22 protein-coding genes are annotated in these 22,178 nt (G+C 69.3%); 8 read left to right on the top strand and 14 right to left on the bottom strand.

The features are described from left to right. Positions 1-56: 56 nt before the first annotated feature. On the bottom strand, positions 57-977 hold the full coding sequence (locus JHD82_RS15030; protein ID WP_034366405.1) for a LysR family transcriptional regulator: 921 nt from the start codon (positions 975-977) through the stop codon (positions 57-59). Between the two features lie 153 nt (positions 978-1,130). Here JHD82_RS15030 and JHD82_RS15025 point away from each other — a divergent pair, with 153 nt between their 5' ends. The 4 genes from JHD82_RS15025 (at position 1,131) to JHD82_RS15010 (ending at position 4,738) form a co-directional block, all read left to right on the top strand. Next, complete coding sequence (locus tag JHD82_RS15025) at positions 1,131-2,138, top strand: tripartite tricarboxylate transporter substrate binding protein (RefSeq protein ID WP_012202711.1); 1,008 nt, start codon at positions 1,131-1,133, stop codon at positions 2,136-2,138. 18 nt (positions 2,139-2,156) lie between these two features. Next, the gene (locus tag JHD82_RS15020; protein WP_199137214.1) at positions 2,157-3,758 is read left to right on the top strand and encodes a gamma-glutamyltransferase family protein; all 1,602 of its coding nucleotides are present in this window, start codon (positions 2,157-2,159) and stop codon (positions 3,756-3,758) included. 97 nt (positions 3,759-3,855) lie between these two features. Further along, on the top strand, positions 3,856-4,146 hold the full coding sequence (locus JHD82_RS15015; RefSeq protein WP_034366457.1) for a hypothetical protein: 291 nt from the start codon (positions 3,856-3,858) through the stop codon (positions 4,144-4,146). Between the two features lie 10 nt (positions 4,147-4,156). Then, positions 4,157-4,738 carry a DUF6036 family nucleotidyltransferase gene (locus tag JHD82_RS15010; RefSeq protein ID WP_233174748.1) on the top strand — a complete coding sequence of 194 codons (582 nt, stop codon included), beginning with the start codon at positions 4,157-4,159 and terminating at the stop codon, positions 4,736-4,738. A 36-nt stretch (positions 4,739-4,774) separates the two neighbouring features. Here the strand turns inward: JHD82_RS15010 and JHD82_RS15005 are convergent, their stop codons facing one another. The 6 genes from JHD82_RS15005 to JHD82_RS14980 are packed head-to-tail and all read right to left on the bottom strand — an operon-like array spanning position 4,775 to position 10,842. Then, positions 4,775-5,416, bottom strand: a complete 642-nt coding sequence (locus tag JHD82_RS15005) for a nucleoside/nucleotide kinase family protein (protein ID WP_199137212.1) — start codon at positions 5,414-5,416, stop codon at positions 4,775-4,777. Beyond that, positions 5,413-6,282, bottom strand: a complete 870-nt coding sequence (locus JHD82_RS15000) for a sugar phosphate isomerase/epimerase (protein WP_199137210.1) — start codon at positions 6,280-6,282, stop codon at positions 5,413-5,415. The genes JHD82_RS15005 and JHD82_RS15000 overlap by 4 nt, the downstream gene beginning before the upstream one ends. Then, entirely contained in the window at positions 6,279-7,316 is a 1,038-nt protein-coding gene (locus JHD82_RS14995; protein ID WP_199137208.1) for an ABC transporter permease, read from the bottom strand. The genes JHD82_RS15000 and JHD82_RS14995 overlap by 4 nt, the downstream gene beginning before the upstream one ends. Beyond that, positions 7,313-8,347: an ABC transporter permease gene (locus JHD82_RS14990; protein ID WP_199137206.1), complete on the bottom strand. Its 1,035-nt coding sequence runs from the start codon at positions 8,345-8,347 to the stop codon at positions 7,313-7,315. The genes JHD82_RS14995 and JHD82_RS14990 overlap by 4 nt, the downstream gene beginning before the upstream one ends. After that, positions 8,340-9,839: a sugar ABC transporter ATP-binding protein gene (locus tag JHD82_RS14985; RefSeq protein ID WP_199137203.1), complete on the bottom strand. Its 1,500-nt coding sequence runs from the start codon at positions 9,837-9,839 to the stop codon at positions 8,340-8,342. The genes JHD82_RS14990 and JHD82_RS14985 overlap by 8 nt, the downstream gene beginning before the upstream one ends. 13 nt (positions 9,840-9,852) lie before the next feature. After that, a complete protein-coding gene (locus JHD82_RS14980; RefSeq protein WP_199137202.1) occupies positions 9,853-10,842 on the bottom strand; it encodes a substrate-binding domain-containing protein in 990 nt (329 codons plus the stop codon). 177 nt (positions 10,843-11,019) lie between these two features. Between JHD82_RS14980 and JHD82_RS14975 the strand changes: the two genes are divergently transcribed. Further along, the gene (locus JHD82_RS14975; protein WP_307838101.1) at positions 11,020-12,051 is read left to right on the top strand and encodes a LacI family DNA-binding transcriptional regulator; all 1,032 of its coding nucleotides are present in this window, start codon (positions 11,020-11,022) and stop codon (positions 12,049-12,051) included. Positions 12,052-12,070: 19 nt separating this feature from the next. Here JHD82_RS14975 and JHD82_RS14970 read toward each other — a convergent pair whose 3' ends face one another. The 3 genes from JHD82_RS14970 to JHD82_RS14960 form a co-directional block, all read right to left on the bottom strand. Further along, positions 12,071-12,832 carry a DUF1828 domain-containing protein gene (locus JHD82_RS14970; RefSeq protein ID WP_199137198.1) on the bottom strand — a complete coding sequence of 254 codons (762 nt, stop codon included), beginning with the start codon at positions 12,830-12,832 and terminating at the stop codon, positions 12,071-12,073. Then, positions 12,829-13,293 carry a hypothetical protein gene (locus tag JHD82_RS14965; protein ID WP_016454004.1) on the bottom strand — a complete coding sequence of 155 codons (465 nt, stop codon included), beginning with the start codon at positions 13,291-13,293 and terminating at the stop codon, positions 12,829-12,831. Before JHD82_RS14965 ends, JHD82_RS14970 begins: the two co-directional genes overlap by 4 nt. A 178-nt stretch (positions 13,294-13,471) precedes the next feature. Continuing rightward, entirely contained in the window at positions 13,472-14,389 is a 918-nt protein-coding gene (locus JHD82_RS14960; RefSeq protein WP_199137196.1) for a LysR family transcriptional regulator, read from the bottom strand. A gap of 111 nt (positions 14,390-14,500) precedes the next feature. On the opposite strand from JHD82_RS14960, the gene JHD82_RS14955 reads away from it, so the two are divergent. The 3 genes from JHD82_RS14955 to JHD82_RS14945 all read left to right on the top strand — a co-directional run bounded on the left by JHD82_RS14955 (position 14,501) and on the right by JHD82_RS14945 (position 17,418). Next, entirely contained in the window at positions 14,501-15,730 is a 1,230-nt protein-coding gene (locus tag JHD82_RS14955; RefSeq protein ID WP_199137194.1) for an alpha-hydroxy acid oxidase, read from the top strand. A gap of 51 nt (positions 15,731-15,781) precedes the next feature. Then, positions 15,782-16,768, top strand: a complete 987-nt coding sequence (locus tag JHD82_RS14950; RefSeq protein ID WP_199137192.1) for a tripartite tricarboxylate transporter substrate binding protein BugE — start codon at positions 15,782-15,784, stop codon at positions 16,766-16,768. Between the two features lie 146 nt (positions 16,769-16,914). Next, on the top strand, positions 16,915-17,418 hold the full coding sequence (locus JHD82_RS14945; RefSeq protein ID WP_199137190.1) for a carboxymuconolactone decarboxylase family protein: 504 nt from the start codon (positions 16,915-16,917) through the stop codon (positions 17,416-17,418). Between the two features lie 15 nt (positions 17,419-17,433). Here JHD82_RS14945 and JHD82_RS14940 read toward each other — a convergent pair whose 3' ends face one another. The 4 genes from JHD82_RS14940 to JHD82_RS14925 all read right to left on the bottom strand — a co-directional run bounded on the left by JHD82_RS14940 (position 17,434) and on the right by JHD82_RS14925 (position 22,139). Next, positions 17,434-18,414, bottom strand: coding sequence for a tripartite tricarboxylate transporter substrate binding protein (locus JHD82_RS14940; protein WP_180288355.1), 981 nt, complete (start codon positions 18,412-18,414; stop codon positions 17,434-17,436). A gap of 42 nt (positions 18,415-18,456) precedes the next feature. Beyond that, the gene (gene tcuB / locus JHD82_RS14935) at positions 18,457-19,659 is read right to left on the bottom strand and encodes a tricarballylate utilization 4Fe-4S protein TcuB (protein WP_199137188.1); all 1,203 of its coding nucleotides are present in this window, start codon (positions 19,657-19,659) and stop codon (positions 18,457-18,459) included. A 5-nt stretch (positions 19,660-19,664) separates the two neighbouring features. Further along, positions 19,665-21,089 carry an FAD-dependent tricarballylate dehydrogenase TcuA gene (gene tcuA, locus JHD82_RS14930; RefSeq protein WP_012202726.1) on the bottom strand — a complete coding sequence of 475 codons (1,425 nt, stop codon included), beginning with the start codon at positions 21,087-21,089 and terminating at the stop codon, positions 19,665-19,667. A gap of 87 nt (positions 21,090-21,176) precedes the next feature. Then, the gene (locus JHD82_RS14925; protein ID WP_012202727.1) at positions 21,177-22,139 is read right to left on the bottom strand and encodes a LysR substrate-binding domain-containing protein; all 963 of its coding nucleotides are present in this window, start codon (positions 22,137-22,139) and stop codon (positions 21,177-21,179) included. Between the last annotated feature and the right edge of the window lie 39 nt (positions 22,140-22,178).

The following is a 22,178-nucleotide window of genomic DNA, read 5'->3' as shown; positions in this document are numbered from 1 at the left end:
TCAGCAGGCCTGCCGTGTTCTGTGTCTGGGCGTTCCATGCCAGGGCTCCAGGTGGATTACCAGGAGGTGGGCAGCCTGAGCTGCAGCATTTCCAGGAAGGACTGCGCCGCATGCGGCAGCGTGCGGCCGGCCAGGGTCTGCACCTCGATGTCGCGCAGGTCCATGCCCCGGTCGCTGAGCGCCACGGCCACCAGTGCGCCTGTGGCCACCATGTGGCGCGCGGCGATCTCGCTGGCCACGGCCACGGCGGCGCCCTGGGCTGCAAAGTTCAGCAGGGTCTTGCCGTGGTTGCTCTCCATCACGGGCATCAGCATCAGGCCCTGGCGGCTGCAGGCCGCGTCCAGCAGCTGGCGCACGGCAGTATCGGCCGGTGTGAGTGCCAGGGGGTGGCGTACCAATTGGGCCAGCGACAGGCGGCGCGCCTGGGCCAAGGCATGGCCGGGTGCGACCAGGGCGACCAGGGGCGCCGCCACGCGGCAGGCCACGGCAATGCCTTTTTCAGGCGCGCGGCTGAAGCACAGGCCGATGTCGGCCGTGCCGCTGCGCACGGCCTCTGGCACGGCAGGCGTGGGCAGCACCATCACCTCGAAGACGATGCCGGCATGCGCGCGCTGGAACGCTGCGCACAGGCGCGGCAGGAATTCGTTGGCAAAGGCGTCGGAGCTTGCGATGCGCACGCGGCCGCTGCGCAGCCCCTGCAGGGCCTCGATCTCGCCCAGCGCGCGCTCGGCATCCAGGCCGGCGCGGCGCACATGGTCGGCCAGGATCTCCCCGGCCGCATTGAGCACCATGCCGCGCGGGTGGCGTTCGAACAGCGGCGTGCCCAGCAGCCCCTCCAGCGCCGCGATCTGGCGGCTGATGGCCGAGGCCGCCACATGCAGCCGCGCCGAGGCCTCGGTCAGCGATCCGCATTGCGCCACTTCGTGGAAGTAGCGCAGCGCGGTGTCCTGCAAAAGAAGGTGGCGGGCGTCGGGCATGTCGCCCCGATTGTCATCAATTTGCCGCAGAGGCAACGCAGGTTTGCAAATTTGCTGATGGCGGCAAAGGGGCGAGGGTTCTACGATGGCCTGTTGCGGCGTTGCTGGGGAGCAGCGGCTGCAGCCGTCCAACCCCTGTCCAGGAGTGTGCCCATGAAGGCATTGCCCAGCGTTTTACTTCCACGCCGCGCCATCGTGGCTGCAGCCTGTGCCCTGGCTGGCGCCATCGCCCTGCCCGCCGTGGCACAGGGCCAGGCGTCCTGGCCCTCGCACCCGGTGCGCCTGGTCGTGCCCTTTCCGGCCAGCGGCGCCACCGACCTCGTGGCGCGCGTGGTGGCGCAGCGCATGTCCCAGGACCTGGGCCAGCAGCTGGTCATCGACAACCGCCCCGGCGCGGGCGGCACCATCGGCGCGGGCGAGGCCGCCAAGGCCTCGCCGGACGGCTACACGCTGCTGTTCACCACCAGCAGCACGCATGCCATCTCGCCGCATCTGATGACCCGTCTGGCCTACAAGGCCGACAAGGATTTCACGCCCATTGCCGAGATCGGCGGCGCGGCCAGCATCCTGCTGGTCACGCCCTCGCTGCCCGTGCGCAACGTGCAGGAGCTGATCGCCTATGCCAAGGCCCATCCGGGCGCCCTCAACTACGCCAGCAGCGGCAACGGCACCATCGTCCACCTGAACGCGGCGGCCTTCGCGGCGCGCGCGGGCCTGCAGCTGACCCATGTGCCCTACAAGGGCACGGCCCAGTCCATCACCGACCTGGCCGCGGGCCAGGTGCACCTGCTGTTCGACTCCATTCCCACCGGCATGCCCCATGTGGCCAGCGGCCGCCTGCGCGCACTGGCCGTGACCGGCGACAAGCGCAGCGCGCTGGCGCCCGACCTGCCCACGGTGGCCGAGTCCGGCCTGCCTGGCTATTCTTCGGTCACCTGGTTCGGCGTCTATGGCCCGGCCGGCATGAAGCCCGAGCTGGTGGCGCGGATCAATCAGGCCTTCAACAAGGCCATCCAGAATCCCGAGGTGGTGGCCAGCCTGGCCAAGCAGGGCGTGGAGGCCGCATCGCCCCGCACGCCCGCGCAGTTCGCGGCCATGGTGCAGGCCGACAGCGCGCGCTGGGCGCAGGTCATCAAAGACAACAAAATCACCCTTGACTAACCTTTTCCCCATCGAGACATGACAAGCACCATCAAGGACTGGACACTTCCCTACGCCTCGCACCGCTCTTCGGTGCTGGGCCGCAACATGGTCTCCACCTCGCAGCCGCTGGCCGCGCAGGCCGGCCTGTCCATGCTGCTGGCCGGCGGCAATGCCGTGGATGCGGCCATTGCCACGGCCATGGCGCTGACCGTGGTCGAGCCCACGGGCTGCGGCCTGGGCAGCGATGCCTTCTGCATCCTGTGGGATGGCAAGGAGCTGCACGGCCTCAATGCCTCGGGCCGCTCGCCCGAAGCCTGGACGCCCGAGTACTTCGCCGCGCTGGGCGGCATCCCCGAGAAGGGCTGGAACGCCGTCACCGTGCCCGGCGCCGTCTCGGCCTGGGTGGAGCTGTCGCGCCGCTTCGGCAAGCTGCCGTTCGAGCAATTGGCCCAGCCCGCCATCCGCTATGCGCGCGACGGCTTTGCGGTCTCGCCCACCATCGCCACGCTGTGGGCGCTGGGCGGCGCCAAGCTCGGCGACCAGCCCGGTTTTGCAGAGTGCTTTCTGCCCGATGGCAAGGCCCCCAAGGCGGGCGAGGTCTTCCGCAGCGAAGCCCATGCGCGCACGCTGGAGGAGATCGCCGCCACCAAGGGCGAGTCCTTCTACCGTGGCGCACTGGCGCGCTCGATGGCCGAGCACGCCAAGGCCTGCGGCGGCGCCATGACCGAGGCCGACCTGGCCGCCCACCAGGCCGACTGGGTCGGCACGGTGTCGCAGACCTTTGGCGACTCGGTGATCCACGAGATCCCGCCCAACGGCCAGGGCATTGCCGCGCTGATGGCGCTGGGCATGCTGGACGCACTGGGCGTGGGCGCCGAGCCGCTGGACGGCGTGGAGTCCGTGCACCTGCAGGTCGAGGCCATGAAGCTGGCCCTGGCCGACCTGCACGAATACAACGCCGACGGCGACCACATGCGCGTCGAATCCGCCCATCTGCTGGACGCCGGCTACCTGCGCGAACGCGCGGCGCTCATTGACCGCGAGCGTGCCAGCGCGCCCACCTACGGCGCACCGCGCCCGGGCGGCACGGTCTACCTGGCGGCGGCCGATGCCAGCGGCATGATGGTCTCGTTCATCCAGTCCAACTACATGGGCTTCGGTTCGGGCGTGGTCGTGCCGGGCACCGGCATCAGCCTGCAAAACCGCGGCCACGGCTTCACCACGCAAGCCGGCCATGCCAACGAGGTCGCGCCGCGCAAGCGCCCCTCGCACACCATCATCCCGGCCTTTGCGATGAACGCCGACGGCACGCCCCAGATGGCCTTCGGCGTGATGGGCGGCCCCATGCAGAGCCAGGGCCACCTGCAGATGGCCCTGCGCGTGCTGCGCTACGGCAAGAACCCCCAGGCCGCCGCCGACGCACCGCGCTGGCGCGTGACGGGCGGCAAGGGCGTGGCCGTGGAACCCTCCTTCGACGCCGAGGTCGTCGCCGCCCTGCGCGCACGCGGCCACGAAGTCACGATTGAGGAAGGCCATGGCGTCTTCGCCTTCGGCGGCGCGCAACTGGTTCTGCGCGACGGCGACCACTACATCGGCGGATCGGACCCGCGCAAGGATGGGGGCGTGGTGGCGTTCTGAGCCCGCGAAAGCCCCAAGGCCTGCCGCGCAGATCGAGTTCGCTTTAGAGTCATGGCATCGAAATCTTGATGCCATGGTGCGAACGGAGGTGGATGCAATGACGGCCAGAGATGATGAATCGGCGCTGCTATCGCGCTGCTCGTTCGTCGCCCGGGAGCGTGCGCAGCCCGCCCAGGACCAGCGCGAAGCCAACGTGTTTCGCCTGGCCGCCATGATCGTCCGTTCGCGATTCCCCCAGGAATCTGCGAGCCTGATGCAGGCCAGCGAGCGATATTTCGCCTTGCATCCAGAAGAAAGACTGCCATCGGAAGATGTGGTCAGGCGGGGTTGGGTTCTGAGCCTGCCCCGTCTGCGCGACATGCTCAGCCTTCGGCTGCGTGGGCACTGAGGCCATGTCCATGCTCCCGATTTTTCATACCCATACGGCGCTGGCAGAAGGCCTGCGGGAGCTGTTCAAGCAGTTGGAGCAGCGGCTTGCGCTGGGCCGCCCCTTGAATGTCTATCTGGCTGGCGGCATGGCCGTTCACCTCTACACAGCAGACCGCGTCACTACCGATGTGGATGCGGAATTCGGCGGGCGCGTCCATCTGCCGAACGACCTGATGGTCGAGGTGATGCTGGAGGACGGCACCCCGCAGGTGGTCTACCTCGACACCAACTACAACTCCAGCTTTGCGCTGATGCATGAGGACTATCTGGATGACGCCATCCCTATCGACCTCGGTGTGGACCAGATTCGCGTGCATGTCCTGTCTCCCGTGGATCTTGCCGTAAGCAAGATTGCCCGGTTCGCCGACAACGACAAAGAGGACATCGCGGCCCTGGTTCGGCTCGGGCTGACCAGTGCCGATGCCATAGAGCAGCGCGCAACAAGCGCCCTGGCCGGCTACATCGGCGGACAAGCCATGCTGAAGCTGAATTTGCGGGACGCGGTGGCATTGGCGCGTCGGGAGGAGGGCGGTCGCTCCGGCACCCCCTGAAAGGCCTGGCTGCCGCAACCGTGTTCGCTCCCTCGCTCACCCCCAGCGCAACACCCAATCCGCCCGCCACCACGTTGCCGCAATGCGGCGCGCATTGGGCTCGTCCACCTGCGCCACCCAGTCGCGTGCGGCCTGGGGGCTGCGGCCGTGGAGTTCGTGGCGGCGGGTCAGGCGTTCGATGCGAAGGCGGTCGTCCATGTCCACGTACCAGACCTCGTCCAGCAGCGCGTGCACGGCATGCCAGTGCGTGCCCGGCGCATCCTGTTCATCCATCAGCAGGTAGTTGCCTTCGGTGATGACCAGGGGCACGCCGGGCGCGATGGCGATGGCGCCTGCAATGGGCTCCTCGATGGCGCGCCGGAATTCGGGGGCGTAGACCGTTTCACCAGCCACGGGCGTGTGCAGGCGGCGCAGCAGGGCCACGTAGCCGGCCGAGTCGAAGGTGTCGGGTGCGCCCTTGCGCTGCGCGCGGCCCAGGCGCTGCAGCGCGGACTGCGCCAGGTGGAAGCCGTCCATGGGCACGGCCGCCGCCAGCGGGCCCAGTGCCTGCAGCAGGGCGGCGCAGACCGTGCTCTTGCCTGCGCCGGGCGGGCCAGCCAGGCCCAGCAGGCGGCGGGGGCCGGAGCGTGCCAGCGCAAACGCACGCGCCAGGGCCTCGGGCGGCAGGATGGCCGTCATGCGCGTGCCTGCTGCGCGCTGGCCAGCCCGTCGGCCATGAAGCCGCGTGCGTGCAGGGCCAGGTCCATGCCGTCTTCCCACATCGGGCGCCAGATGGCCAGCGCGTTCGACAGCTGCTCGTTGACGATGGCGGACGAGAAACTCTCGAAGGTGACGGTGCCCTGGTAGCCGATCTGCGCGAGGGCACCGAAGAACTGCGCGAAGTCGATGTGGCCCGCGCCCAGGTAGCCGCGGTGGTTCTCGCCGATGTGCACATAGCCCAGCCGCTGTCCGCAGGCCAGCACGGGCGCGGCGAGGTCGGATTCCTCGATGTTCATGTGGTAGGTGTCCAGGTGCACGCAGACATGGGGCTGGCCGACTTCGTCGATGAACTCCAGCGCCTGCGCGGCCGTGTTCAGCAGATTGCTTTCGTAGCGGTTGACCACCTCCAGGCCCAGCGTGACGCCGCGCTCGCCCGCGAAGTCGGCAATGCGCCGCACGGCCTCGATCGCGTTGCGCCGGCCTTGCGGCGTGCAGGGGTGGCCGTATTTCGCCATGGCGCCGTAGAGGATGCCGCCAAAGTAGCGCCCGCCCAGGCGCGCCGTGATGTCCACGCCCTCTTGCAGCAGCGCCAGGCCGCGCGCGACCACGGCGGGGTCTTCGCTGGAGACATCGGCCTCGAAGATCAGCCCGCGCGAGCAGCCCACGCCCAGGCCATGCTCCTGCAGCAGGTCGCGTGTGAGCGACAGGTCCATGAGCCGGGGGCCGTGCAGGGACAGCTCGACCAGGTCGTAACCGGCCTGGCGCGTCTGCTCGATCACATGGCGGGTGGATGCCGGCGACAGGTCGCCGGCCCAGACAAGGGCGTGGATGCCGAGGGGGTTCATAGGGGCTCCGGGTGGACTCTGCGAGAGAGTGAAGGGGAGGGTTCGGCGGGTGCCCGGGCACGGCCCCGCCAGCGCGCCAGCAGGTGGCGCGCCGCCACGGCGGCGATCATGGTGGCGCCCCACAGGGCCTGCGTGAGCTGGGCATTGGCGCCCAGCAGGTTCACCCCGCTGGACAGCACCTGCAGGATGAGCAGTGCGACGAACAGCCCCGACACCCGGCCGAAGCCGCCCATGGGATCGGTGCCGCCCAGGATGGCCGCAAGCACCGTGACCAGCAGGTAGGACTGGGCGTAGCCCGCACTGGCCGAGTTGAAGCGCGCCATCATCAGCACCGCCGCGATCCAGCACAGCAGCGTGGACAGGGTGTAGACGCCGATCAGCACGCGGCGCGTATCGATGCCCGCATGGCGCGTGGCCTCGGCATTGGAGCCGACCATGCAGATGGCCAGCCCGTGGCGTGTGCTGCCCAGGTACAGGCCCACCAGCATGCACACGGCCGCGAAGATCCAGAACGGCAGCGGCAGGCCCAGCCACTGGGCGGAGCCCAGGGCCTGGAAGGTCTCGGGAAAGCCTGCAATGGGCTTGCCGCGCGTGAGCCAGACGCACAGGCCGTTGATCAGCGACATGGTGCCCAGCGTGACGAGGATGGGATGGGCGTTGACGCGCGCCACCAGCCAGCCGCTGGCCAGCCCCACCAGCAGGCTGGCGAGGGCGCCCACGGCCAGTGCCGCGGCGATGAGCAGGCCCTCATGGCCCGACAGGTCCAGGCCCAGCGCCGACAGGCCTCCCACCAGCACCCAGGCCATGGCCAGGCCCGCCATGTTGGCGCTGGCGACCACGGCCAGGTTGATGCCGCCACTGATCAGCGGCAGCATCTGCGCCAGTGCCAGCAGGCCCAGTTCCGGGATTTGCAGCAGCACCGATTGCAGCGTGCCCAGGGTGGCGAAGCTGCCGGGCAGCAGCAGCGTGAACACGGCGCACAGCAGCGCCAGCAGCGCGATCAGGCCCAGCGGTGCGCCAGTGCTGCGGTTCATGGCGCGGCCCCCGCCAAGGGCGCTGCAGGAGTGGCGTCAGCACTGCGCTGCCGGGTTCTTCGCTGCGTGCGCCGCAGTCCCGTTGCGGCGGCGCAGGCCAGCACCACGGCGCCCAGCAGCACCTGGAAGAAATACGGCGACACGCCCAGCAGGTTCAGCCCGTTGCGCAGCACGGCCAGCAGCAGCACGCCCATCAGCACACCGCCCACGCTGCCCGTGCCGCCGAACAGGCTTGCGCCGCCCAGCACTGCGGCCGCGAGCACGAACAGCTCCGTGCCGACCAGGGCGTTGGGCACCGACTCGCCCACGCGGTGCGCCTGCACCAGGCCTGCGATGGCCGCCATCATGCCGAGCCAGCCATAGGCCACGCCCTGGATGGCGCCCAGCCCGATGCCCATGCGGTGGGCGGCCTCGGGGTTGCCGCCGAAGGCGTACAGGCGCCGCCCCAGCGCGCTGCGGCCCAGCAGCAGCGCCGTCAGCACGGCGGCTGCGCCGGCCACAGCGATGGGCAGGGTCAGGCGCACGGGGTCTGCGCCGTCGGCGCTTGCGAAGCGGGCCAGCACCACGGAATCGCTCCACCACGACGGCAGGTCGTAGATGGACCGGCCGCCCGTGCCATGCATCAGCAGCGCGAAGTACAGGTTCAGCGTGGAGATGGTGATGATGATGGAGGTGGCGCGCAGGCGGTGGATGAGCAGGGCGTTGAATGCGCCCAGCGCCAGTCCCGTGGCCAGGCCCAGCGCGATGCTGGCCGCCGGTGGCCAGCCCAGGCGTGTGGCCGCGAGGGCCGCAAGGTACTGCGCCACCGTGGCCGTGGCGGCAAAGGAGATGTCGATGCCGCCCGCGACCAGCACCACCAGCAGGCCCACGGCCATGATGGCGGTGACCGATGCGCCCTCGGCCACGTCCATCCAGTTGCCCAGTGTCCAGAAGCCCGGCGCCAGGGCGCCGAACAGCAGGGCCATGGCGGCAATGGCCAGGCCCAGCCGGGCCACGGGGTGGTGCAGCAGCGCGTGTGCGTGTTCAGGCATGGACGGCCTCCTCGATCTGGCTTTCGGAATGCACCCCCGGCACGAACTCGCCGGCCATGCGCCCGCCGCGCATGTGCAGCACGCGGTCGCAGTGGGCATGGACCTCGGCCACCTCGTCCGAAATGACGATCACCGCCATGCCCTGTGCGGCGAGCCCGTGCACGATCTCGAAGATGCCCTGGCGGTTGCCGATGTCCACGCCCACGGTGGGCGAGTCGAGGATCAGCAGGCGCGGCGCGGTCGCCATCCAGCGCGCCAGCACCACGCGCTGGGCATTGCCGCCCGACAGCTGGTGCACGGGTGCGTCCAGCGCGGGCAGGCGCATGTGCAGGCGGTCGCGCCACTGGGCCGCAGTGGCGGCACGGCGGCGGGCGGGCAGCCAGCCCAGCGGGCCGGACAGGCGCGGCAGCATGGCCAGCACCAGGTTGTCCTGCACGGACTGGCGCAGGTTCAGGCCGATGGACTGGCGGTCCTCGGGCACATAGGCAATGCCCGCCGCCATGGCATCGCGGTTGCTGCGCAGCGCCAGCGTGCGGCCGCCCAGGCGGATGCTGCCGCGGTCGGGCCGGCGCATGCCGAACAGGCCCAGGGCCAGCTCGGTGCGGCCCGCGCCCAGCAGCCCGGTCAGGCCCAGGATCTCGCCCTCGCGCACGTCGAAGCTCACGTCCTCGTAGTCGCCGTCGCGGCCCAGGCCGCGCACTTCCAGCAGCGCGGGCGCGGCGGACATGTCGCGCGCATGCAGGCGCTCATCCACTTCCTGCCCGGTCATCAGCGCGGCCAGTTGCCGGCCCGACAACTGTTCGGCGGGCCAGGTGCCGAGCTTGCGGCCGTCGCGCAGCACGGTGACGCGGTCGGCGATCTCCATGACCTCATCCAGCTTGTGGCTCACGAAGACGATGGCCATGCCATCGGCCTGGAGCCGGCGCACCACGGCCAGCAGCGCATCGACCTCGGCACGCGTGAGCGAGGCCGTGGGCTCGTCCATGAACAGCAGCCTGGCCCGGGCCGCCATGCCCCGGCAGATAGCCACAAGCTGGCGGCCCGCAATGGGCAGGTCGCCCACCCGCGCATCCAGCGGCAGCGCAATGCCCAGGCGCCGCATCACGGCCTGGGCCGCCTCGCGCTGGCGCCTGCGGCGCACGGGCGCCCACCAGCGGCCCATGGCCTGGTCGAAGGCGATGTTCTCGGCCACGCTCAGGTTGGGAAACAGCGACAGGTCCTGGTAGATCACCTGGATGCCCAGGGACTTGGCCAGCGCCGGGTCCAGCCGCTGCACCGGCTGTCCGCCGATGTCGATGCGCGCGCCCGGCTGCGGCGCGTGCACGCCGCTGAGCACCTTGATCGCCGTGCTCTTGCCGCTGCCGTTGCTGCCCATCAGGCAGTGCACCTCGCCGGGCATCACGTCCCAGTCCAGCGCATGCAGCGCGGTGGCGTCGCCAAAGCGCACGGTGACCGCCTGCATGCGGACCAGTGCCGTTGTGGTGGCATCCATGGCAGCGCGCGGCTCACAGGCCCAGGCCGACCAGCCGGTCTATGGTCTGCCGGTTGATCGGCTCCAGCCTCTGGCCCTGGATGTTGCGGCGCTCGCGGTCCACCTGGACCGTGCCCAGGCCCGGTATCTCCATGCCGTCCGTGGGCTCGCGGCCGTCGATCAGCATCTTGCCCACATGCACGATCACCTCGCCGGCCAGCGCGGGGTTCCAGATGAAGCCCTCGCGGATCACGCCGTCGCGCACCAGCTTCGCGCCCTGGCCCGGCGAGAACGAGCCCACCACGGCAATGCGGTCGGCTTTGCGCGCATCGGCCACCGCGCGGCCCGCGCCAATGGGGCCCTGGCTGCCGAAGGCCAGAAAGCCCTTGAGGTCAGGGTTGGCGCGCATCAGGTCCTGGGCGCTGCGGTAGGAGTCGTCCAGGCTCTCGGCCACGCCGAAGCGCTCGGACACCAGCTGCATCTTCGGCCACTGCTTTTTCTGGTGGGCGATGGCCGCATCGGCCCAGGCGTTGTGCAGCGGCACGGTCAGCGAGCCCACGAAGACCACGTACTTGCCTTCGCCACCCATGGCCTTGCCCAGGCTGTCCATGTGGCGCTCGCCAAAGCCCGCGACGCTGCTCAGCTCGATGTTCCAGTCGGCGCCCTTCTGGTCGGGCGACTCGTGCGTGAGCACCTTGATGCCCGCGCTGCGCGCACGCCGGAACACGGGCTCCAGTGCCCTGGCATCGTTGGGCACCACGGCGATGACCTTGCTGCGGCGCGCGATCAGGTCCTCGACCGCGCGCACCTGCTGGGCCGCATCGGCCTCGGTGGGGCCGACCATGCCGCTGGAGATGCCCAGCTCGCGGCCTGCCTTGCGGATGCCGGCCTCCATGGCGTTGAACCACGGAATGCCCCCGACCTTGGCCACCACCGACACATCCTCGGCGCTGGCCGCGCCTGCCAGCGCCGCCAGGGTGCAGGCCAACAGTGCCCTCGAGAACCGGCTGAATCCATGGAACATGGCGCTCCTCCCTCTGTTTTGCACAATCGATTGCGCAAACTATAGACAGATGGACTTCCATTGCCGATGCGGGATTTCCCGGGCCGCTGCTGCGTGCCGGTGCCGGTCCGCCCGAATCGCTGCCGCAGCGGCTACGATGGCCGCCGAGCGCTCCCGTCCCAACCCCTGCAGAGCACCGTGAACCGCCCCCGAACCTCCACCATCTACGACCTGGCCGAACTGGCCGGCACCTCGGCCTCGACGGTCAGCGCCATCCTCAACGGCAGCTGGCAGTCGCGGCGCATCAGCGAGGAGACCGCGCGCCGCGTGCAGCAGCTCGCCCAGGAACACAGCTTTGCCGTGAACCGCCAGGCCAGCGGCCTGCGCCGCCAGCGCTCGGGGCTGATCGGCATGGTGATTCCCACGCACGAGGACCGCTTCTTCGGCGCGCTGTCCCAGGCCTTCGAGCGCATGGCCCATGCGCGCGGCCTGTGCCCGCTGGTGGTCAGCACGCTGCGCGACGGCGCGCTGGAGGTGGAGACCGTGCGCTCGCTGATCGCCTTTCGCGTGGAGCACCTCATCGTCACGGGCGCCACCCGGCCCGACGCCATCAGCGCCGAATGCCGCCAGGCCGGCGTGCGCCATGTCAACGTGGATCTGCCCGGGAAAAAGGCGCCCTCCGTCACCAGCGACAACCGCTGGGGTGCGGCCGAACTCACACGCCTGCTGCTGGCGCGCTCCAGGCCCCCGGCAGGTGCGCCGCAGGACGCCATCTGCTTTCTGGGCGGCGTCCGCAAGGAGTACGCCACCGAGCAGCGCCTGGCCGGCTTTCGCGAAACCCTGGCGCCCCACACGCCGGTGGCGGACGAGCACATCGTCTGCTGCGGCTACGACCCCGAAGCGGCCCGCCTTGCCATGGCAGCGCTCTACCAGCGCCTGGGCGGCCTGCCGCGCGCCCTGCTGTTCTCATCGGGCATCACGCTGCAGGGCGCCATCCGCTTCCTGCGCGCACTGCCCGATGCGGAACTGGCGCAATGCAGCTTTGGCAGCTATGACTGGGATCCCTATGCCGAATGCCTGCGCTTTCCGGTGCACATGGTGCGCCAGAACGTCGAAGGCCTGATGGCCGAGGCCTTCCGCGCCATCGACGGGGACGGCCTGCGCGCGGGGCAGGTGGTGCAGGTGCGGCCGCAGTTGGTGGAGTGGGGGATTTTGAGTCCCCTGCCATAGGCTCAGGGCTTTTGCCTGCTCAGTGCACGATCGCAGCGCTTGCAGAGTCTGCAGGGACAAGCTTGCTGAAGTGGATCACGTCGCTGACGATGCTTCTGAAGACTTGCTGGGTGTTTTTGGCGGCCTGTTTGTCGAATCTGTCATCGATCACGACCACGATGTTTTCGCCGTCATTGGTTTGCCGGTTGGTGATGTCCACCAGCTTGTAGAGGGCGGGAGCCGCAGACTGCTGCGTTGGCTTGACGGCCAGATACCCAGAGCCTTCCATCTTGAAGTCCAACTCATGCCGCTTGCCCGAGCTTCCAAGGTATTCGGGCCTAAGTTGCAGCTCCTTGCCGGGGTACCTTTGGAGCAGGGCTTGTGCTACCTCCGTGGCAAATGCCGATCCATCGGCGTCCACGCCCTGGTGCTCCATCTCCCAATGGGTGATGGCTACAAGGCAGGAGATGTACCGTGCAAAGGCGTCGGCGGACGACGAGTCCGTTGACAGGATCTCTATGACGCCCTTGGCATTGAGCGAGGCCCCGTGTTTGCTCGCCAGGTTGCTGAGGAACCTCAGCTTGTGCCCTGACGAGAAATTCATCCCTCTGCCAATGAAGTGCAGGACGGTCTGGCCATCGTCGAAAAACCGATGTATGTCGTTGTCGAAACTCTGCACATACACAGGCACGGGGTCGCCATCGGCAAAACAGAAGGGCGTGTTGATCCTTGCAAGCGTGCCTTGCTCGTTGATGGGCTGGCACGCAAACCCGGTCAGGTTGAGAAGGTTCTGGCAGATCATGGTTGGAGCCTCAGCTGTTCTGGATCCTCAAGTGCGGGCCTGAATTCGATGTTGGTGCGTTGACAGAAAAATGCGAAAACGTCATGGAAAGTCCGCCATGACTTCCACTCTGGAACAGGGTTTCGTGCATCTCCCAGATGCTCATGCGCCTGATCGTGCCAATTGTCGGGGTTGTAGCTTTTCGTTGTGATCTGCAATTGGTAAACCCTTGCCTTGGGCTGCTTCTTCATGTGACGGAACACACTCATCTTCAGGGTGATGAGCCCAGTATCCGAAGAGCGATAGAAGTTCAACTGGACCACAAGGCCTGTCCCCTTGCCGCTGTCCGTTACCAGGCCCTGTTCAAAGTTGAACGCTCCCTGTGGCTTGTCCAGTAACTTCCAATCGTCGGCCTCGGCGTCGTCGCAATAGTGACGTTCTGACAGTATCTGGCGAGCCTCCGCCTCGTCAAGACTATCCACCCTCTCCTCCTTTCATGTTGTTTGTGCAGGAGTTGCCGACAGCCAGCGCAGTGGCGCTGCTCACCTCCTGCCCTTGGTCACAACCGCGCTCGCCCTTTGATTCTGGAGTGCGCCGGCCTTGACGCATGTTGTATCGCATCAACGCGATCAAGGGTATTGCGTCTGGATCCATTGGCCTTCATCGCCCTGCGCCCACCAACCCCGGCATCACCGTGAAATCCACCTGCGCCTGCGCCAGTTGCTGCATGGCCGGGATCAGGGCGCGGGCGTCGCCGCGCCGCCATTGGAAGGCGTAGTGCAGAGGTGCGAGGGCGGCCTTGGGATGGGCGCCCCCGACGGCGCGCAGGCCCAGGGCGGCGATCCAGCCGGTGGGCAGGAAGCCCACGCCCACGCCGGCGCGCAGCATGCCGGCCACGGCGCCCCAGCTGTTGCACAGGATGCGCTCGCGCACGCTGGCGCCCTGGGCGAGCAGCCAGTCGTCTAGCAGGCGCGTGGTGCCGGCCTGCGGGGGCAGGGTGACCAGTGCATGGCGCTGCAGCAGGGCCGTGGCGCCCAGGCGGCCCGCGCCTGCCAGGCCGGGGGCCACGGCCCAGGCAAAGCGCGCGGCGCCCACGGGGCGGGACAGCAGGCTGCTGCGCGAGGAGCGGCCCGCGATGACGGCAAAGTCCAGCTCGCCGTCGTCCAGGCGCTGCTCCAGCACGCCGCCCACGTCCACATGGGGCTCCAGAACCAGTTGCGGATGGGCCTGGCGCGCGGCGGCCACGAAGGCCGGCAGCCAGGTCAGCGCCGACAGGTCGCCCACGCCGAAGCGGCAATGCCCGGCCAGCGCCTCGCGCGTGTCCAGGGCCTGGCCCAGCGCGGCCATGGCGTTGAGCACCTCCAGCGCGGCGGGCAGCAGGCGCTGGCCGGCGTCGGTAAGCACGGCGCGGTGGCCGCTGCGGTCGAACAGCGGCTGGCCCAGCGCGGACTCCAGTTCCGTGATGCGCTTGGACAGCGAGGACACGGACAGGTGCACGCGCTGCGCGGCCGTGGCGAAGTTGCTGCAGGTGGCGGCCCACCAGAAGGCTTCGAGCTGCTTGACCGAGGGTGTGGACATGGGGCTGTCATTGGCAAAAAGCGAACAAGTGCATTCTAAATAATCCACTTTCATTCAATGGATGCGCGTCCTACAGTGGCGCCGGTTCCTGAACATTCCGAGGTCCGCACCATGGCCGCCATCGCTTCCTCCTCTGCCTCCACGCCTTCGGCAACCGCCCTGCCGGCGCCGCGCGCCCCGGCCGTGCTGCGCCGCATGCTGTCGCTGCATGATTTCGAGGAGGCCGCGCGCCGCAGGCTGCCCCGGCCCATCTTCGGCTACATCGCCGGGGCGGCAGAGGACAACGCCTCGCTGCGCGACAACCGCGAGGTGTTCGGCGAATGGGGCCTGACCACGCGCGTGCTGGCCGATGTGTCGCAGCGCTCGCAGGCCGTGGAGCTGTTCGGCGAGCGCTATGCCAGTCCCTTCGGCATTGCGCCCATGGGCATCAATGCGCTGTCCACCTACCGGGGCGACCTGGTGCTGGCCCGCGCGGCCCAGCGCGCGGGCATTGTGTCGGTGATGAGCGGCACTTCGCTGATCCCCATGGAGGAGGTGGCGCGCGAGAGCCCGGCCACCTGGTTCCAGGCCTATATCCCCGGTGACCAGGCCCGCATCGACGCGCTGATCGACCGCGTGGAGCGCGCAGGCTTTCGCACCCTGGTGGTGACGGTGGACATACCGATCTCCGCCAACCGCGAGAACAACATCCGCACCGGCTTTTCCACGCCGCTCAAGCCCAGCCTGCGCCTGGCCTGGGACGGCATGGTGCGCCCGGGCTGGGTGGCGGGCACGTTCCTGCGCACGCTGCTGCGCCACGGCATGCCGCATTTCGAGAACTCCTTTGCCACGCGCGGCGCGCCCATCATGTCGTCCAGCGTGATGCGCGATTTTTCGGCACGCGACCACCTGAGCTGGCGCCACATCGAGGCCATCCGCCGCCGCTGGAAGGGGCCGCTGGTCATCAAGGGCGTGCTCAGCGTGGAGGACGCGCTGCAGGCGCGGCGCGTGGGGGCCGACGGCATCGTGCTGTCCAACCATGGCGGGCGGCAGCTCGACGGCGCGGTGTCGGCCATGCGCATTCTTGAGGACGTGGTGGCGGCCCTGGGGCCGGACTATCCCGTGCTGATCGACGGGGGCTTCAGGCGCGGCTCCGATGTGCTCAAGGCCGTGGCGCTGGGCGCGCGCATGGTGCTGGTGGGCCGGCCCTTCAACTATGCCGCCGCCGTGGGCGGCGAGGCCGGCGTGCTGCACGCCATCGGCCTGCTGCGCGACGAGGTGGACCGCAACCTGGCCATGCTGGGTGCCTCCTCCTGCGGCGCGCTGGACCGCTCGCACATCGTGCGCCGCGCATCGGCCTGACAGAAACCTCCACCGTCCGTTCAAAACACAGCCATTCCCAGGAGACATTCCATGAGCCACTTCACTTCACGCCGCAGCCTGTGCGCCCTGCTGCTGGCCGCAGGCGCCGCACCGGGCGCCATGGCGGCCGATGCCGGCGCCTATCCCACGCGCCCGGTGCGCCTGATCGTGCCGTTTGCGGCCGGCGGCACCACCGACATCGTGGCGCGCGCGATCGCGCCGCGCATGGCCGAGGCCCTGGGCCAGCCGCTGGTGGTGGACAACAAGGGCGGCGGCGGAGGCGCCATCGGCGCGCACGAGGCCGCGCGCGCCCAGCCCGACGGCTACACGCTGGGCGTGGCCACCGTGTCCACCACGGCCACCAATCCGGCCATCAACCCGCGCCTGCCCTACAACCCGCTCACCGATTTCACGCCCATCACCAACATTGCGGCCACGCCCAATGTGCTGGCCGTGCATCCGGGCTTCAAGGCGCAGAGCTTTGCGGCCTTCGTGGAGGAGGTGAAGAAGAACCCCGGCAAGCATGCCTACGGCACGGCGGGCACGGGCTCCATAGGCCACATGCTGATGGAGCTGATGTCCAGCCGCTCGGGGCTGTCGCTCACGCATGTGCCCTACCGGGGATCGGGCCCCGCGCTCAACGATGCGGTGGCGGGCCAGGTGCCCATCGTCTTCGACAACCTGCCCTCGGCCCTGCCCTTCATCAAGGCGGGCCGGCTCACCGCGCTGGCGGTGGCCGCGCCAGAGCGCCTGGCCCAGTTGCCCCAGGTGCCCACCTTCAAGGAGCTGGGGCTGGAGCCGGTCAACCGCAGCGCCTTCTATGGCATCTACGGCCCCAAGGGGCTGTCGCCCGAGATCGTGGCGCGCCTGCATGCGGCCGCCCAGCGCGCGCTGGCCAGCCCCGAGGTGCGCCGCCAGATCGAGGACACGGGCTCGCGCGTGATCGGCAACCGCCCCGAGGAGTTCGCGCGCGAGATCGCGGCCGAGAACGCCCTGTACCGCAAGATCGCCACTGAGCGGCGCATCGTGGCGGATTGAGGGGCCGCCGGGGCGGGAATGGGCGATGGGGCCGGGGCCTGCGAAAAAATTTCGCCAACGCTGTCACAACGCGCACGCCCCGTGCGTCTTGAAGGTATGGGCCAGCCATTCCGGCCGGCTGCTACATCCCTCAAGGAGTGTTTTCCATGACCGCTTCGTCTTCCGCTGCCACCGGCGCCCGTCCTCTTGCCGCCCCCACGCCGCGCCTGAACTTCCAGGCCGTCGCCCCCGAGCTGTACAAGGCCCAGGCCGGCATCAACGCGCTGCTGAACGAGTCCAGCCTGGGCATCCAGCTGCTGGAGCTGGTGTTCCTGCGCGTCTCGCAGATCAACGGCTGCGCCTTCTGCGTGGACATGCACACGCGCGAACTGCTGTCCCGGGGCGAGGACCTGCAGCGCATCAACAGCATCGTCACCTGGCCCGAGGTGGATTTCTACGACGGGCGCGAGCGCGCCGCCCTGAACTGGGCCGAGCGCTGCACGCGCCTGAGCCAGGCCCATCCCGAGCAGCAGGACTTCGAGGCGCTGCGCCCGCATTTCAGCGAGCGCGAGATGGTGGAGCTGACCTATGCCATCGGCAGCATCAATGTCTGGAACCGCCTGTGCGCGGGCTTTGCAGCGCCCGTGGCACGCAAGCCGATCAAGCTCTGAACGCCTGCAAGCCGCTCACTCCGCCGAGAGCTTTCGCTCCTTCACCAGCCTGCCCCACTGCTCGTACTCCTTCTTCATGAAGGCCGCGAACTCGGCGCGCGTGGTGGGCTGGGGGGTGAGGCCGTGCTTGTTCAGCGCCTCCTTGACGCCGGGGTCATTGAGTACCTTGACGATCTCGGTGTTCCAGCGGTCCAGCATCGGCTTGGGCGTCTTGCCCGGTGCCACGAAGGCATACCAGTTCAGCGCCTCGAAGCCGGGATAGCCGGCTTCGGCCACCGTGGGGATGTCGGGCATGTACGCCGGGCGTGTCAGCCCCGTGGTGGCCAGCGGGATCAGCTTGCCGGCCTCGATGTGGGGCAGGGCCGTGGGCGGCGCGGCGAAGTAGCTGGTCACGCGCTCGCCCAGCAGGTCCTGCAGCGCGGGCGCGCCGCCCTTGTAGGGCACGTGCACCATGTCGATGCCCGCGCGCTGGTTGAACAGCTCGCCTGCCAGGTGGGAGGCCGAGCCCGCGCCCGTCGAGGCGTAGTCCACCGTGCCCGGGTTCTTCCTGGCCTTGGCCACGAACTCGGCCAGGGTCTTCACGCCCGCGCCCTTGTGCACCACCAGCACGTTGGGAAAGTTCACGCCGCCCGAGATGGGCGCCAGGTCCTTGAAGGGGTCGTAGGGCAGCTTCATCAGGTGCGGCGCAATGGTCAGCGGCCCCACCGAGCCGAACAGCAGCACCGAGCCGTCGGCCGCCGCGTTGGCCACCTGCTGGTGGGCGATGTTGCCGCCCGCGCCGCCCTTGTTCTCCACCACCACGCTCTGGCCGATGTTCTCGCCCAGCTTCTTGGCGATCAGGCGCGCGGCCGCATCGGCAGCGCCGCCGGCGGCGAAGCCCACGACCAGGGACACGGGCTTCTTGGGAGGAAAGTCCTGGGCCTGCGCACTGGCGGCCAGTGCGAGCAGGGAGGCGGCCAGGGCGGTGGCGTGCAGGAAGTTGCGCTTGTTCATCATGGGGTTGTCTCCGTCATTGGCTGGGAATCGGGGCGGATGCGGCTAGTCGGCGCCCAGCCCGATGGGGCTGGGCTGGCGCTTTTCGGTGTTGTGGCGCAGCAGGGACGCCGTGCGGAACACGCCGTGCGCGAACTTGCCGTAGGGCAGGGTGGCGAACAGGGCGATCACCGCGCCCAGGTGCAGGCACAGCAGCAGGGCCAGGGCCGGCGTGCCGCGGCCCAGCCACAGCGCCATGCCGCTGGCCGCGACCAGGAACAGCAGGGCGATGAAGCCCAGGTCCATGGGTTTCTGGCGCGCGTCGCCATGCTGCGGGTGGCGCCTGCGGTTCAGGTGCCACAGGCCTGCGGTGCCCAGCATGAGGCTGGTGCCGCCCACGGCGCCCAGCAGCTTGGGCAGGCTGGGGAATTCGTAGGGCGCGGCCCAGCCGAACACGTAGTGGTAGACCGTGGCCAGCGCCGTGGCCGCAAAGCACAGCATGAATCCGTAGAAGGTCAGGTGGTGAAAGCGCCTGCGGCTCAGGGTGTAGGCATCGTCCTCGTTGTGGCAGCCCTCGCCGTGGCCGCCGTCCAGGTATTTGAGGCGCAGCACGTCGTGCGCGGCCTCGGCCGCCGCCGGCGTGCCCACGTCCACGTCGCCGGTGGCGGGCTTGACGTCCTTCCAGAAGCGGCGCACGCCCATGGCCAGTGCCAGCACCACGAACAGGAACACGGGCGCGAAGATGCCCACCAGCAGGTTGTGCGGGAACAGGTTGTAGAAGTTGGCGCCCAGGTCGGCGCCCCACAGCCGGCCCAGGCCGCCCTGCAGGGCCACGGCCAGCACCAGGAACAGCGACAGGCCTGCGGCCAGGGCCAGCGACAGCGTGAGCCCGTTCCTCTGGTACAGGCGCCCCAGGGCGGGCGGCCAGGCGTAGTCGGCATAGGTCTGGCCGCGCACCTCGGCCATGGCCTTGGGGATGTTGATGGCGAATTCATGCGGCGGCGCGTACTGGCAGGCATGCAGGCAGGCGCCGCAGTTGTGGCACAGGTTGGCCAGGTAGTGCACATCGGCCTTGCCGAACTCCAGCCGCCGCGTCATGGCCGGGAAGACCGCGCAAAAGCCTTCGCAGTAGCGGCAGGCGTTGCAGATCTGCAGGGCGCGCGCCACCTCGCCTTCGGCGGCCGTTTCGGTGGAGACCGGCAGGATGGGAATGACCCGGCCTGCGGCCAGGTCCTGGGCTTCTTGGGCCAGGGCGTTCAGGGTCTGCATCTCGGTCAAGCCTTCTCTGTCACTGCGCCGCGCACGGCGGGGTGGCCCGTGGCGGCCAGGGCTGCGTTGCGGCCCGCGATGCGGCCGAAGGCCGTGCCGATGGACATGCCCACGCCGGCCGTATAGCCCTTGCCCAGCACGTTGCCGGCCATCATTTCGCCGGCCACGAACAGGTTGGTGCTGGGCTGGCCGGCAAAGCGCACGGCCGCCGTGTCGTCGGTCTCCAGGCCCAGGTAGGTGAAGGTCACGCCGGGGCGCAGCTGGTAGCCGTAGAAGGGCGCCGTGTCGATGGGGCGGGCCCAGTGGGTCTTGGCGGGCGCCAGGCCCTCGGTATGGCAGTCGTCCAGCGCCGTGTGGTCGAAGTGGCCGACGCGGCAGGCGCCGTTGTAGGCATCCAGGGTCTGCATGAAGCGTTCCTCGTCCAGGCCCAGCTTGCGTGCCAGCTCGGGCAGGGAGTCGGCGCGCACGCCCGGGAAGACCGGCGGCATGAAGCGGCCTATGGCCTTGGCGTCGATGACGGACCAGGCGGTCTGGCCCGGCTGCTGGGCCACCAGGCGGCCCCAGATGGCATAGCGCTTGGGCCAGAAGTCCTCGCCCTCGTCGTAGAAGCGCTCGGCCTCACGGTTGACCACCACGCCCAGCGAGACGCAGTCGATGCGCGTGCAGATGCCGCCGTCGTACAGCGGCGCGCGCGCATCGATGGCCACCATGTGGGCCTGGGTGGGGTCGCCGATGCGGTCGGCGCCATGGTCTTCGAGCAGGTGGCGCAGCAGCACGCCGCGGTTGAAGGCCGTGCCGCGGATCAGGAAGTTGTCGGACGGCCACTCGCCGCGCGCGTTCTGCCCCCAGGCCTCGCGCAGCCACTCGCGGTTGGACTCGAAGCCGCCCGCCGCCAGCACGCAGGTCTTTGCGGTGATGCGCTGCTCGCCCACCCAGGCGGCCTTGAACTCGCCGTCCTCGATCTCCAGCCGGTCCACGGGCGACGCGTAGCGCACCTGCACACCCAGCCGTTCGGCGCTGCGGTAGTAGGCATTGACCAGGGCCTTGCCGCCGCCCATGAAGAAGGCATTGGTGCGCGCCACATGCAGGGCGCCCGACAGCGGCGGCTGGAAATGCACGCCGTGGCGGCGCATCCAGTCGCGGCAGGTGGAGGAGGCGCGGATCACCATGCGCGCCAGGTGCTCGTTGGTGATGCCGCCCGTGACCTTGAGCAGGTCCTGCCAGAACTCCTCTTCGGGGTAGGCCTCGACCAGCACGTCCTGGGGCGCGTCGTGCATGCAGCGCAGGTTGCGCGTGTGGCCGGAATTGCCGCCGCGCCAGTCGCGCGGCGCCGCCTCCAGCAGCAGCACGCTGCGGCCTGCCTCGCGCGCCATCAGGGCCGCGCACAGGGCGGCATTGCCGCCGCCTATGACCAGGACATCGGGGTCCATGGAGTTCTCCTTGCATTCGCCATCGTGGGGATTGCGAATGTAGGGAGAACGCCGCGCGGCGGGCAGGGGCCCGCCGGCATGGGGGTATCAGTCTTCGTGATGGATGAGGGCCGTGCCAGCCCAGGCGCCGCCGCGCAGCAGCTGGCGCACGCAGTCGATCAGCACCACGCGCGCGGCCAGGGCGGCGGGCGACAGCTCATCCTCGGACAGGCTGCACAGCAGGTTGGTGCGCAGGGCATCTTTGTCCGTGATACGCGACCACTCGAAGCGCTGCGCGGCATCGGCATAGCGGCCCATGGAGGCCCAGGGCTGCACCGTGCTGCCCAGGCCCGCATCCACGGCCGCCATGACCATGGACAGCGAATCCACCTCCAGCACCAGATGCGGCGTGAAGCGCGCCTGCGAGAAGGCCGTGTCCAGCGTGCTGCGCAGGCCGTGCAGGCCCGTGGGCAGGATCAGCGATTCGCCGGCCAGGTCGGCCAGCGCCATCTGCGGCGGCAGCGGCTCGGGGTGGTGGCCGCGCGCGCGGATCAGGAACAGCTCTTCCTCGATCAGCGGGTGCACCTGCCAGCGCCGCCCGCCTGCGCGGGCCTGACCGCCGTGCAGGCGGGCGTCGAACAGCACGGCCATGTCCAGCGCGCGCGCATTGAGCATGTCGGTCAGGTGGCCTGACATGCCTTCCACCATGTGCAGGCGCACATCGGGGTAGCGCGCGCGCATGGCCTGCATCATGGGCAGGCCCAGCATGGCCGAGGTGGTGGGCGCCAGGCCCACGCTGACCGAGCCCGACAGCCGTGCCTGCTGCGCGCTGCGCACGGCCTGCTCGGCATGGCGCAGCGTGAGCTGGGCCTCGCGGAAGAAGGCCACGCCCGCCTCGGTGGGCACCACGCCGCGCGGCGTGCGCTGCAACAGCCGGGTGGACAGCTCGCTTTCCAGGCGGCTGACCTGCTGGCTCAGCGCGGACTGGACCATGTCCAGGTCCAGGGCGGCGCGGCTCATGGAGCCCAGTTCGACGATGCGGACGAAGTAGCGGAGTTGTCTCAGTTCCATGGGGGCGGCGCTCGTGGTGTGCAGCGCCGATTGTCGGTG

It is taken from the genome of Delftia sp. ASV31 (genome assembly GCF_016428765.1).
Lineage (GTDB): Bacteria > Pseudomonadota > Gammaproteobacteria > Burkholderiales > Burkholderiaceae_C > Comamonas > Comamonas acidovorans.
This window is presented reverse-complemented; position numbering and strand designations above follow the sequence as displayed.